The sequence below is a fragment of the Kocuria sp. CPCC 204721 genome (assembly GCF_040980945.1).
Classification (GTDB): domain Bacteria; phylum Actinomycetota; class Actinomycetes; order Actinomycetales; family Micrococcaceae; genus Kocuria; species Kocuria marina.
Genome location: NZ_JAVKPO010000001.1, coordinates 426,843 through 439,904, shown reverse-complemented (window position 1 = coordinate 439,904; position 13,062 = coordinate 426,843). Strand labels below are relative to the sequence as shown.

The window sequence follows — 13,062 nt, the reverse complement described above, 5'->3', positions numbered from 1 at the left end:
CTCAACCCTAGTGCTCCGGGCTGGACGTTTCCCAAATCAGCGGGGGTACGGGCAGCCCCGATCACGGGACGGCCACGGGTCACGGGTCCGTAACGGCCACCGGTTCCCGAGCCGGAAGCGCGGGCGCACCCGCGGCCCGGCACGGGGGGATCAGCTGCGGATCACCACGTCCGCGCGCTGGAACTCCTTGAGCTCGGAGTAGCCGGTGGTGGACATGGCCCGGCGCAGGGCACCGATCACGTTAGAGGAGCCGTCCACATGGCGCGAGGGCCCGTTGAGCAGCTCGCCCAGAGGACCCACGGTCCCCACGTGGGTGCGCACACCGCGGGGTGAGTGCGGGTTATGGGCCTCGGGACCCCACAGCCAGCCCTGACCCGGGGCCTCCTCCGCGCGGGCCAGCAGGGTCCCGAGCATCACGGCGTCGGCGCCCATGGCGATGGCCTTGACGATGTCACCCGAGGTGCCCAGACCGCCGTCGGCGATCACGTGGACGTACCGACCGCCCGACTCGTCGAGGTAGTCGCGGCGGGCCGCGGCGACGTCGGAGATGGCCGAGGCCATGGCCGCGTGGATGCCCAGGATGGATTCGGTGCGCAGGGACGCGCCGCCCCCGAAGCCCACGAGCACGCCCGCCGCACCCGTGCGCATGAGGTGCAGGGCCGGGGTGTAGCCCGCGGCGCCGCCCACGATCACGGGAACGTCCAGGTCATAGATGAACTTCTTGAGGTCCAGGGGCTCCTGGGTGCGCGAGACGTGCTCGGCGGAGACCGTGGTGCCGCGGATCACGAACAGGTCCACGCCCGCCTCGAGCACGGTGCGGTAGTGCTCCACGACGCGCTGCGGGGACAGGGAGCCGGAGACGATCACCCCGGACTCGCGGATCTCGGCCAACCGGGCCTTGATCAACTCGGGCTGGATCGGGGCGGAGTACAGCTCTTGCATCCGCCGCGTGGCCTGCGGCAGGTTTTCAGAGCTGAGGTCCGCGATCTCGTCCAGGACGGGCTGCGGGTCCTCGTAGCGGGTCCACAGGCCCTCGAGGTCCAGCACGCCCAGACCGCCGCAGCGGCCCAGGGCGATCGCTGTGGCCGGGGACATCACGGAGTCCATGGGCGCACCCACCACGGGGATGTCGAAGTTGTAGGCGTCGATCTGCCACGAGGTGCTCACGTCCTGCGGGTCGCGCGTGCGTCGGGAGGGAACCAGGGCGATCTCGTCCAGGCTGAACGTGCGGCGTGCCCGCTTGGAGCGCCCGATTTCGATGTCGTAACTCACGAGGGATCCTTTCACCGCGCGGAGAGCGCGGGGGCTGGCGCGATCAGCGCTTGTAGTTGGGGGCTTCCACCGTCATGGTGATGTCGTGCGGGTGGGACTCCTTGAGCCCGGCCGGCGTGATCCGCACGAACCGCCCCTTGTGCTTGAGCTCCTCGATGCTGTGCGCGCCCACGTAGAACATGGTCTGGCGCAGCCCACCGTCCAACTGGTGCAGCACGGACGCGAGCGGCCCGCGATAGGGCACCTGGCCCTCGATGCCCTCGGGGATGAGCTTCTCGTCGTCGGCCACGTCCGCCTGGAAGTAGCGGTCCTTGGAGTAGGACGTGTTCTTGCCGCGCGACTGCATGGCCCCGAGCGAGCCCATGCCGCGGTACGCCTTGAACTGCTTGCCGCCCACGAACACGAGTTCCCCGGGGGACTCGTCGCAACCGGCCAGCAGGGAACCGAGCATCACGGAGTCCGCACCGGCCACGAGGGCCTTGCCGATATCGCCGGAGAACTGCAGCCCGCCGTCGGCGATCAGCGGCACTCCCGCGGGGATGGTGACCTGGGCGGCCTCGTTGATCGCGGTGATCTGCGGGACGCCCACGCCCGCGATCACGCGGGTCGTGCAGATGGAACCCGGGCCCACGCCCACCTTCACGGCGTCCGCGCCGGCATCCACGATCGCCTGGGCGCCCGCGCGAGTCGCGGCCTGCCCGCCGATGATGTCCACGTGGGCGGCGGCGGAGTCCTTCTTGAGCCGGGCGATCATGTCCAGCACGCCCTGGGAGTGACCGTTGGCGGTGTCGATGAACAGGGCGTCCACCCCGGCCTCCACGAGCGCCATGGCGCGCTCGTAGCCGTCGCCGAAGAAGCCCACGGCGGCACCCACGCGCAACCGGCCCTCGTCGTCCTTGGTGGCCAGGGGGTACTGCTCCGCCTTGGTGAAGTCCTTGACGGTGATCAGCCCGGTCAGCCGGTCCTGCTCGTCCACCAGGGGCAGCTTCTCGATCTTGTGCTTCGCGAGCAGCGCGTGCGCCTCGTCCTTGCTCATCCCCACCTTGCCGGTGACCAGCGGCATGGGGGTCATCACGTCGCGGACGAGCCGGGTCTCGAAGTCGCTCTCCGGCAGGTAGCGGGTGTCACGGTTGGTGATGATGCCCAGCAGCTTCTGGTTCTCGTCCACCACGGGCAGGCCGGAGACCTTGAAGTAGCCGCAGAGCCGGTCCAGATCGGCCAAAGTGGCGTCCGGGGAGACCGTCACGGGATTGGTGATCATCCCTGACTCGCTGCGCTTCACGCGGTCCACGTGATCCGCCTGGTCCTGGATGGACAGGTTGCGGTGGATCACGCCGATCCCGCCCTGGCGGGCCATGGAGATGGCCATGGCCGATTCCGTGACGGTGTCCATCGCGGCGGAGAGCACGGGAGCCTCCAGCGTGATCCTGCGGGACAAACGGGTCCTGGTGGAGGCCTCCGACGGGATCACGTCCGTGTTTCCGGGAAGCAACAGCACGTCGTCGTAGGTCAGTCCGGTGAAGCCGAACGGGTCGTCCATGAGGGCCGTGGGCACGGGTTCAGACACGAATAATCCCTTTCACGCGAGAATGTCCCCACCAGTCTACGGCGCGGCTCCGACGCGCTCCCCGCCCGTTCGCCGCGGGCCGCACCGACGGGAGCAGAGTCCGGAGACCACGAGCGGACCCAGAAAAGCGTCGTCCCTCGTGCCTTCATGCCGACAGCGTCTAGCCACGGCGAGGTGGTAACTCCTCCTCGTGGAAGGTGCTCCTCGGGACCTTAGAAACCGTCCTCCGCGAGTCCCGCTGTTACACGCTCCAGGAGCATCGAGCTCATGCTTCGAATGTAGTTCGGTGTGATGTGGTTATTGTCCCAGTACACGATGAGGTTGCCGATGACAGGGGAGCACGTTCCATCGGGGCAAATGAGATCGTTCATGTCCACCTCAGTGATCGCAGGCTCCCTCGCTGCGACTTCTCCTAGGGGATCGGGCTGACCCACGATCGATGTCTTCGGGGGCATGCAGTCGGCAGCCCTCTCCGCATCGCCCTCCAGACAAACCCCCGGAGCGTAGTCAAAGCGAGGATTGTCCCGGATGGCCACGACCTGAGACCCACGATCTGTGAAATAGTGCATCCGTTCAACGGTCTGTGAGGACATAGTCTCGCCACCCTCCTCGGTACTACGGGTGCCGTTGATCACGACAATATCCGGCTCCACGGAATCCATCACCTTGTCGAGGTCCTCGAGCCAGGACTCACACTCCGCTGCGTCTCGAACCTGCGGCTCCTCCACACCGATGAAGCAGTTGCCCCGCACGTAGCTGGTCATGTTCCAGTCCTGGTCCTCCGCCACGTTCTGAAGAGCCGGAATCCACTGCAAGGCATGGCTGTTGCCCACGACGAGAACCGTATTTGACGCGTTAGGACTCTCGACTGTGACTCCGCACCACATTTGATTCTGTTTTTTGAGACCCATCTCCTCCGGGCACGATCCCCCCAGGGACGGCCTGGGATAGGCCCCCTCGATCACTGGCAGCAAGGGAGCATTCGGATCCCCTTCCTCCAGATCATCGAGCGTGAGCACTGTGGCACCCGGATTGTTGCGGAAGGCCTGGCTCTCGATCTGTGCCTGTTTTTTGGCTTCGACCCCGCTCCATGTCCGCGCAGGAACAACCACCAGCCCCAAGCAGACAGCGATGACCAGCGCGAGCCGCCAGTTCTTCGCCTCCGGCCACTTCCAACGTTTGAGCGGGTTCTCCACGATCTTCGTCAGGAGCAGTGCCAGCAGAACGGACACGACCACGATCACCACGCCGGAGCGTGGCCCGGCCACCGGCCGGTCCCGGACCACCAGATAGGTGACCAGCAGGGGCCAGTGCACGAGGTACAGGGCGTAGGCGGCGTCGCCCAGCTTCATTACCGGGGCCCAGGACAGGAAACGGTCGAGCCCGAGTGCCGAACCGGACTGTCCCGCAACGATGATCGCCGCGGCGGAGAGCAGTGGCCACAAAGCAATCCAGCCCGGGAACGCGCCCTGCACGTCCACGAGGATCCCCACCGACACCATGCTCACGAGTCCGCCCCACCCCAGGACCAGCCGCACCGCACGGGGAAGCTTCACATAGGGAATGGCGAGCGCCACCAGGGACCCCAGGGCGAACTCCCACAGCCGGGCCCTGGTGTCGAAGTACGCGAACTCCTGGTGCGTGGCCGTGGAGAGCACCGAGAAGGCCAGCGAGGCCGCGAACACCAGCCCGAAGCATGCGGCCAGAACGGGGACGCTGCTGTGGCCCGTCCGGCGCTTGTCCAGCCACGCCAGGCCGAAGATCAGCGGCCACAGCAGGAAGACCTGCCCCTGGACCGAGAGGGACCAGAAGTGCTGGAACGGCGAGGCCGAGGAGTGGTCCGCCGCGTAGTAGTCCACCGCGTTGAAAGCGAGCGTCCAGTTCTCGAAGTACAGGATCGAGGCCACGCCCTGAAAACGGAAGTCCGCCACGTCCTGTGCGGGGTACAGCCACCACACGAGGAACAGCGTGGCCAGGATGACCACGGTCGCCAGCGGCAGCAGCCGCTTGAAGGTGTGGAGCCAGTAGCGGCCCAGCGCCAGGGGACGCCCGCCTTCGAGCTTGCGGACGAACGAGAGGGTCATGAAGAACGCGGAGATGAACAGGAAGACGTCCACACCACCGGAGACCCGGCCCATGAACACGTGATAGACGACCACGAGCAGCACCGCGATCGCCCGCAACCCCTGTACCTCCGGGCGGAACCCCGAGTACCGCTGCACCCATTGCGCGGAGGAGGATCCGGCAGCCCACCGGGGTCGCTGCCCCACCGGGAGCGGGGATGAACCGGCAACGGGATCCAAGGCTGGGGGAATGCGCATCTGGTCAGCCTAAACGCAGCGGGGCGCACCGATCACATCGCACCCGGTTCCGCCCCGACCCGTCTCCGTGGGTGGGCAGCGCGCACGGCCTGCGGGTTGAGCCACCCGGTCGCGCGGGGGCAGAGGTCGAGCGCCGTCGCCGGTCGCAGCACCACAGACGACCGGCGGCCCACCCCTCGAAAGGGGCGGGCCGCCGTCCATTCAGCGATTCCCGGAAGGATCGGGAGGACTCAGTCCTCGTCGTCGTCCTGCTTCTCCGCCACGAGCGTCTCCGTGGTGAGCACGAGCGCCGCGATGGACGCCGCGTTCTGCAGCGCGGAACGGGTGACCTTGACGGGGTCGATGATGCCCGCGGCGAGCAGGTCCTCATACTCGTCCGTCAGGGCGTTGTAGCCGTTGCCGGGCTCGAGGTCCGCCACGCGCGCCGCCACGACGTTGCCGTCCTGGCCCGCGTTCTCCGCGATCCAGCGCAGGGGCTGGGTCAGGGCGCGCCGCACGATGGTCACGGCCGTAGCCGCGTCCCCGGTCAGACCAAGGTCCGTGCCGTCGAGCGCCTTGGAGGCGTGGACCAGCGCGGAACCGCCGCCGGCCACGATGCCCTCCTCGAGGGCCGCGCGGGTCGAGGACACGGCGTCCTCGATGCGGTGCTTGCGTTCCTTCTGCTCGACCTCGGTCGCGGCACCGACCTTGATCACCGAGATACCACCGGCCAGGCGCGCGAGGCGCTCCTGGAGCTTCTCACGGTCCCACTCGGAGTCCGTGCGGGCGATCTCCGCCTTGATCTCCGCCACGCGCTCGGCCACGGCCTCCGAGGAGCCCGCACCGTCCACGAGCGTGGTCTGGTTCTTGGTCACGGTGATGCGGCGGGCGTTGCCCAGCTGGGACACGTCCACACCCTCGAGCGAGATGCCGAGCTCGGGGGTGATCACGGTCGCATCCGTGAGCACGGCCAGGTCCTGCATGATCGCCTTGCGGCGGTCACCGAAACCGGGGGCCTTCAGGGCCACGACGTCGAGCGTGCCGCGCAGCTTGTTGACCACCAGGGTGGACAGGGCCTCGCCCTCGACGTCCTCGGCGATGATGGTCAGCGGCTTCTTGGCCTGCAGCACCTTCTCGAGCACGGGCATGAGGTCCTGGACCGAGGAGATCTTGCCCTGGAACAGCAGCACGAAGGTGTCGTCCAGGACGGCTTCCTGGCGCTCCGGGTCCGTGACGAAGGACGGGGACAGGTAGCCCTTGTCGAACTGCATTCCCTCGGTGACGTCCAGCTCCACCTCGGTGGAGGAACCGTCCTCGATGGTGATCACACCGTCCGTGCCCACGGTCTCGAAGGCGCGGGCGATCAGTTCGCCGATCTCCATGGACTGCGCGGAGATCGCGGCCACGTGGGCCACGTCCTTGCCCTCCACGGGGCGGGCGTTGTCGAGCAGACGCTGGGCCACGGTGGCCACGGCCGCTTCCACGCCGCGCTTGATGTCGCCCGGGGCCGCTCCGGCGGCCACGTTGCGCAGACCCTCCTTGACGATGGCCTGCGCGAGGACGGTCGCCGTGGTGGTGCCGTCACCGGCGACGTCGTTGGTCTTGGTGGCCACTTCCTTGGCCAGCTGGGCGCCGAGGTTCTCGTACGGATCCTCGAGCTCCACCTCACGGGCGATGGTCACGCCGTCGTTGGTGATGGTGGGTGCGCCCCACTTCTTGTCCAGGACCACGTTGCGCCCGCGGGGGCCCAGCGTGACCTTGACGGTGTCGGCCAGTCGGTTGACACCGGATTCGAGCGCTTTGCGAGCGGCGTCGTTGAACACCAACTGCTTGGGCATGTGTGCTCCTTACGAAACGAGAAGGGTGTGGAAATGACGGCGCGGTGCCCGCGTGGCCCGTTCTCGGGCGAACGTCCGGGCACCGCGCACAAAAGTCGTTGCGGGGATTACTTCTCGATGACGGCCAGCACGTCGCGCGCCGGGAGCACCAGGTACTCCTCGCCGTTGTACTTGACCTCGGTCCCGCCGTACTTGGAGAAGATGACCACGTCACCCTCCTTGACGTCCACGGGGATGCGGTTGCCCTTGTCGTCCACGCGGCCCGGGCCCACGGCCAGGACGGTGCCTTCCTGCGGCTTCTCCTTGGCGGTGTCCGGGATGACCAGACCGGAAGCGGTGGTCTGTTCAGCGGCCAGCGGCTGAACCACGATGCGATCCTCGAGAGGCTTGATGGAGACCGACACGATCTCTCCCTTTCTTCTAGGCGTGTGAGACGGTGTGCGAACGCGCCGTGTCATGGGGTCCCATGACCGCGTCCGCCACAGGCCAGTTGGCGTGCCAACCGTCGTCGCGGTGCCGATTGAGCGCCTGGCCTTTAGCACCCTCAGCATGAGAGTGCTAATCATCACTGTAGGGAGACGGGCCGCGCGCGGTCAAGGCGCGCCCGCCGCGCTCGTCTCTGGGCACAATCCGCGGGTACGACGCCGCCGTCCCCGCGGCCGCGTCAGTCGAGGCCGGCGAGCCGTCCGTGCCGCGTCAGTAGTAGACCGCGAGCCGTCCGTGGGGACCGTCGTGGCACGTGACCGGGGTGTCGAACACGCGCGTGAGGGTCTCGTCCGTCATGATCTGCTCGGGTGGGCCGAATTCCACCACGCGACCGTCCTTCACGGCGCAGATCCAGTCCGAGTAGTGGCTCGCGAAGTTGATGTCGTGCAGCACGATCAGCACGGTGCGTCCGAGCTCGTCCGCGACGCGGCGCAAGTGATGCATCATGTGCACAGAGTGGCGCATGTCCAGGTTGTTCAGGGGCTCGTCCAGCAGGAGGTACTCGGTGTCCTGGCACAGCACCATGGCCACGTAGGCGCGCTGGCGCTGACCGCCCGAGAGCTGGTCCAGGTAGCGGTTCTGCAGGGGTCCCAGGTCGAAGAAGTCTATCGACTCGGAGATGATCCGCTCGTCGTCCCGGGTGATCCGCCCACGCGTGTAGGGGAAGCGACCCAGCGCCACGAGCTGGCGCACGGTGAGCCGCGCGGTGAAGTGGTTCTCCTGGCGCAGCGTGGAGACCACCTTGGCGAGTTCACGCGGCGGCGTCCTGCTCACGTCGTGACCGCCGATCTCCACGGTGCCGGCCTCGGGACCCAGCAGGTGACCCATCATGGTCAACAGCGTGGACTTCCCCGCGCCGTTGGGCCCCACGAGCGCGGTCACGCCACCGGCGGGGATCTGCAGATCCACCGGCCCGATCGCCAAGTCCGTGCCGTACTCCTTGACCAGTCCGGTCAACTGGATCACAGTCTGCCCCTCCTCAGGATCACGAAGAGGAAGACACTGCCACCCACCAGCTCGATGATGATGGACACAGCGCCCTCCGCGTAGAAGACGTTCTTCAGGACGAAATAGGCCCCGGACAGCACCGCGAAACCGATCAGCGCGGCCATGGGGAACACGTAGCGGTGGTCGTGGGTGTCCGCGAACTGGTACGCCAGGATCGCCACGAGGAACCCCAGGAACGTCATGGGCCCGATCAGGGACGTAGAGACCGCCATCAGAATAGACACCCAGAACAGGGTGAGCAGCAGCCCCCGGCGGTGGTCCATTCCCAGGTTCGTGGCCACGTCCCGCCCCATGGCCATGACGTTGAGCGTGCGGGAGTGCGCGTACAGGGCCACCGTGGCCACCACGCACAGCGGCACGGCCAGCGGGAAGTACCCGGGATCCGCGTTGGCCACCGAGCCGAACAAGCGGGCGCTGAGCACGTCGAACTCGCTCGGTGAGAGCAAGCGCTGCATGAAGGTGGACACCGCGCCGAGCCCGCCGCCCAGGACGATGCCGATCAGCAGCATCACCTGCACGTTGGCGTACTTGCCCGAGAGCAACCAACCGTAGAGCCCCAGCGCGAACACGATCATGAGGCTCACCTGCAGGGCGTACTGCGGCAGCCCCTGCACCGCGCTGACCCCCACCGCACCCAGGAAGTAGACCGCCGAGGTCTGGATGAGCACGTACAGGGACTCGAAACCCATGATCGACGGCGTGATGATCCGGTTGTTCGCGGCGGTCTGGAACGCGACCGTGGCCATGGCTTGGCTCACCGCCACGATCAGGATCACCACCACGCTCGTGGCCCGGGACTCGGCGATCCGCCAGAACCCCGGGGTGCCGAACGGCAGGGGGTTGTCCCACGTGAGGATGCCCGCGCAGAACACGAGTCCCGCCGCGAGCAGGGACAGCGCGGTGATCCAGTAGCGGCGGCGGTGGGTCGGGGAGACGAAGGCCCCCGATCCAGTGCGCGCCCGGTCGTGGCGCAGCGCGGTCACCTCAGACATGGCGCCGGCTTCGCAGCAACAGGGCGATGAACACCGCAGCGCCCACGATGCCCAGGATCAGGGACACGGGGACCTCGAACGGCGCGATGATCGTGCGCCCGATCAGGTCGCACACCGTGACCAGGCCGATCCCGAGCAGGCACACCCAGGGCAGGTTGGAGCGCAGGTCGTCGCCCCGGAACAGGGACACCACGTTGGGCACGATCAACCCCAGGAACGGCAGGTTGCCCACGACCACCGTGACCACGCCGGTGGCCGCGGCCACGAGTCCGGTGCCGATCAGGATGATCCGGTTGTAGTTCAATCCCACGTTGGTCGCGATGTCCTCGCCGAGTCCCGCCACGGTGAGCCGGTCCGCGGTGATGACCACGAGCACCGCCACGAGTGCCACGACCCAGAGGGTTTCGTACTGGCCGCGCAGCACGGACGTGAAACTGCCGGCGAACCACACGCCCAGGTTCTGCAACCGGTCCGTGACGAGCGCCAGGTAGGTGGAGATCGACCCCACCACGGCCCCGAGCATGATCCCCACGATCGGCACGATCAGGGAGGAACGCAGCGTAACCCGGCGCAGGAACGCGAAGAACACCATGGTCCCCACGAACGCGGCCACGATCGCGCCGATCATCCGCGCGCTCAACCCGGCGTCCGGGGCCAGGATCATCATGAGCAACAACCCCAGCCCGGCCCACTCGGTGGTGCCCGTGGTCGTGGGTTCCACGAACCGGTTCTGGGTGAGCAACTGCATGACCAGCCCGGACATGGCCATCGCGGCACCGGCCAGGACCAGTGCCACCGTGCGGGGAATCCGGGTCAGACCCAGGAACTGTTCACCCTGGGCGTCCGAAAGGTCCGCGACCCCCGTGACCAGGGACAGCCAGAGCAGTCCCAGGACCACCAGCAGGGCGAGCCAGAACTTCCAGTCCCGGGCCACCCCCGTGCGGGTCGGACGTTGTGCAGTGGAGACCATCACGTGTGCTTCCTGGATCATGCCGAAGCCCCGCGGGAGGCTCCCGCGGGGCGTCGGTGGTCGTGCGGGGTGGGAGGGATCAGTTGCTCCGGCCTCCCAGTTTCTCCGCGATGTCGTCGAGGATCTCGGTGTAGGTCTGGATCCCCTCGTTCGTGTAGGTGTCCGCGGGCAGGTAGACCACGTTGCCGTTCTTCACCGCGGGGACGTCCTTGAGGGCCTCGGACTTCTCGATCACCTCGGACGCCGGGCTGGCACCCTCGGAGGTCTTCACGCCCGCGTCACGGTCCAGCACGATGAGCAGTTCCGGTCGGGACTGGGCGATGGCCTCCACAGAGATGTCGTCCCCCTGGTGGTTGTCGGAGCCCTCGACCTTCAGCGCGGGCTGCAGCCCCACCATGTCGAACAGCGGGCCGATCGTGCGTCCCTTGCTCGGTGCCACGTACCCGATGTCACCACCGGAGACGATCACGCCCATCGTGGACTGGCCGTCGTAGGCGTCCTTGGCGCGCTGGGCGGCCTGGTCGAGCCCGTCGGTGAGTCGGCGGGCTTCCTCCTGCTTGCCGAAGACCTCGCCCAGGGCCGTGGTCTGGCGCTTGAGTTCCTCGTCCAGCGGCTGATCGTCGCGCGGATCCAGTTCCAGCATGGCGGCGTCCGGGACGAGCTTTTTGATGTCGTCGTAGTACTGCGCGAAGCGCTGCCCGTTGATCACGAGGTCCGGGTCCACCCCTGCGATCGCCTCGAGATTCGGTTCACGGTGCGAACCCAGGTCCACCACGGCATCGTCGTTCGCATAGGAGATGCCGTTCGGGATCAGCTGCTTGGGGGCGGCCTTGAGCTGTACGCCCCAGTCCGCGAGCGTCTCGAACACCCGGTTGTCGGTGGCCACCACGGACTGCGGCGGTGCGGGAACGGTCTGCTCGCCCTTGTTGTCCGTGACGGTCACGGTGGCCGAGGACGCCTGGGTGTCGGAGGCGTTCTGGGCGTTGGCACCGCATCCCACGAGGGCCAGTGCCGCCACGGCACTCAGCGCCACACCGGGGATCAATCGGTTCATGGACATGGATCTTCTCGCAATCTCGCGGGGTCGTCTGTTACGGGCGGCCAGCCACTAGGTGAGCCTAACCTAATTAGGGATGCGGATCGTAATGTAAATGGTTCTGTGACGGGCGTCGCGGCCCGCGCGTTCGCCGCGGCTTCCCCGCGCCGTGATGTGATGGACGCGTGAACGCCTCCACCGCCCCCGACGACGCCGAGACCCGCAGCCTCGCCCAGCTGCTGACCCCGCAGGGGATGCGGCTGCTGGATTCGCTGGGCCCCTACGACCCGGACGCCACGCTCTCGCTCTCCCAGTCCCTGCGAGCACAGGGCCACGACCCGGAGCTCGTGGCCGCGGTCCTCACCCAGTCCCGGTTGCGCGCCAAGGCCCACGCCAAGTTCGGGGACTTCGCCCGTCACATGGTCTTCACGCGCGATGGTGTGGAGCAGGCCACCCGGTGGTCGGTGGCCGCCCTGCACGCCCAGCGGTTCGCGCAAGCGGGGATCGAGCACGTGGTGGACCTGGGATGTGGGATCGGCGCGGACTCGCTGGCCCTGGCCGCGCTCGAGCGCACGGTCACCGCGGTCGAGCGGGACCCGGTCACCGCGGCCGTGGCGACCGTCAACCTCACGGGATGGCCGCGCGCTCGCGTCGTGTGCGCGGACGCGCAGTCCTTGGACCTGGACGCCCTCGAGTCCGGTCCCGCGCAGGGCGTGTGGCTGGACCCCGCGCGCCGGGTCTCGGGTCACGGGCGCACGCGGCGGTTGTTCGACCCGGAGGCCTTCTCCCCTCCCCTGTCCTTCGTCACGGACCTCGCGGACCGGGGGCTCTCCGTGGGCGCCAAGCTCGGTCCCGGCATCCCCCACGAGCACGTCCCGGGCGCCGCGGAGGCCCAGTGGATCTCACAGCACGGTGACGTGGTGGAGGCCGCGCTGTGGTTCAACGCCGTGCGCCGCCCGGACGTCGCGCGCGCCGCCCTGGTCCTCGGACACGACGGCGCACCCCGCCTTCCCGGCGCCGCCGACGACACGCTCGTGCCGGGCGACGACGCGCCGGGTGCCGGGGACGGCCGGAGCGGTGACGCATCCCGGGACGGTGCCGCGGCGTCGTCGGCGGCCGAACTGACCTCCGCGACGTGGGAGTCGCCCGCGGCGGAAGGGGAACTGCTGGGCGCGGTGGGGCAGTACTTCTACGAGCCCGACGGCGCGGTGATCCGCGCGGGGCTCGTGACCGATCTCGCGCAGCGCATCGGAGCGCGTCTGATCCATCCCGCGATCGCGTACCTGAGCTCGGACACGCTCGTGCACACCCCGCTGGCCACCGCGTACGAGGTGCGCGAGGTGCTGCCCCACACCGTGAAGACCCTCAAGAAGTGGGTGCGGGAGCAGGACGTGGGGACCCTGGAGATCAAGAAACGCGGCACGGACGTGACCCCCGAGCAACTGCGTAAGCAACTTGCACCCCGGGGCACGCAGCGAGCGACCCTGGTCATGACGCGACTCGAACAGGCGGGGAAGGAACGGCGCGTGGTGCTCGCCGTAAACCTCGTACACTGATTACCCCTGTGTTCGGACCGCGCGCGACACCCCGGTG

General features: G+C 68.0%; 10 protein-coding genes. 1 reads left to right on the top strand and 9 read right to left on the bottom strand.

The features are described 5' to 3' along the window. Positions 1 to 150: 150 nt before the first annotated feature. The 9 genes from RF637_RS02090 to RF637_RS02050 all read right to left on the bottom strand — a co-directional run bounded on the left by RF637_RS02090 (position 151) and on the right by RF637_RS02050 (position 11,493). Positions 151 to 1,272 (bottom strand): GuaB3 family IMP dehydrogenase-related protein, encoded by a 1,122-nt coding sequence (locus RF637_RS02090; RefSeq protein ID WP_144998366.1) that lies wholly within the window; start codon positions 1,270 to 1,272, stop codon positions 151 to 153. Positions 1,273 to 1,315: 43 nt separating this feature from the next. Then, a complete protein-coding gene (gene guaB / locus RF637_RS02085; protein WP_368844089.1) occupies positions 1,316 to 2,812 on the bottom strand; it encodes an IMP dehydrogenase in 1,497 nt (498 codons plus the stop codon). Positions 2,813 to 3,051: 239 nt separating this feature from the next. Further along, positions 3,052 to 5,160: an acyltransferase family protein gene (locus tag RF637_RS02080; RefSeq protein ID WP_368844015.1), complete on the bottom strand. Its 2,109-nt coding sequence runs from the start codon at positions 5,158 to 5,160 to the stop codon at positions 3,052 to 3,054. Positions 5,161 to 5,390: 230 nt separating this feature from the next. Beyond that, positions 5,391 to 6,977 carry a chaperonin GroEL gene (gene groL, locus RF637_RS02075; protein WP_368834993.1) on the bottom strand — a complete coding sequence of 529 codons (1,587 nt, stop codon included), beginning with the start codon at positions 6,975 to 6,977 and terminating at the stop codon, positions 5,391 to 5,393. 107 nt (positions 6,978 to 7,084) lie between these two features. After that, positions 7,085 to 7,381 carry a co-chaperone GroES gene (gene groES / locus RF637_RS02070; protein WP_035959438.1) on the bottom strand — a complete coding sequence of 99 codons (297 nt, stop codon included), beginning with the start codon at positions 7,379 to 7,381 and terminating at the stop codon, positions 7,085 to 7,087. Positions 7,382 to 7,673: 292 nt separating this feature from the next. Further along, positions 7,674 to 8,429 carry an ABC transporter ATP-binding protein gene (locus RF637_RS02065; protein WP_144998357.1) on the bottom strand — a complete coding sequence of 252 codons (756 nt, stop codon included), beginning with the start codon at positions 8,427 to 8,429 and terminating at the stop codon, positions 7,674 to 7,676. Continuing rightward, complete coding sequence (locus tag RF637_RS02060) at positions 8,426 to 9,463, bottom strand: iron chelate uptake ABC transporter family permease subunit (RefSeq protein WP_368844014.1); 1,038 nt, start codon at positions 9,461 to 9,463, stop codon at positions 8,426 to 8,428. Before RF637_RS02060 ends, RF637_RS02065 begins: the two co-directional genes overlap by 4 nt. Further along, entirely contained in the window at positions 9,456 to 10,433 is a 978-nt protein-coding gene (locus RF637_RS02055; protein WP_085106481.1) for an ABC transporter permease, read from the bottom strand. Before RF637_RS02055 ends, RF637_RS02060 begins: the two co-directional genes overlap by 8 nt. Positions 10,434 to 10,512: 79 nt before the next feature. Next, positions 10,513 to 11,493 (bottom strand): siderophore ABC transporter substrate-binding protein, encoded by a 981-nt coding sequence (locus RF637_RS02050; RefSeq protein WP_064847325.1) that lies wholly within the window; start codon positions 11,491 to 11,493, stop codon positions 10,513 to 10,515. Positions 11,494 to 11,654: 161 nt separating this feature from the next. Between RF637_RS02050 and RF637_RS02045 the strand changes: the two genes are divergently transcribed. Then, on the top strand, positions 11,655 to 13,025 hold the full coding sequence (locus RF637_RS02045) for an SAM-dependent methyltransferase (protein ID WP_368844013.1): 1,371 nt from the start codon (positions 11,655 to 11,657) through the stop codon (positions 13,023 to 13,025). The last annotated feature ends 37 nt before the right edge of the window (positions 13,026 to 13,062 follow it).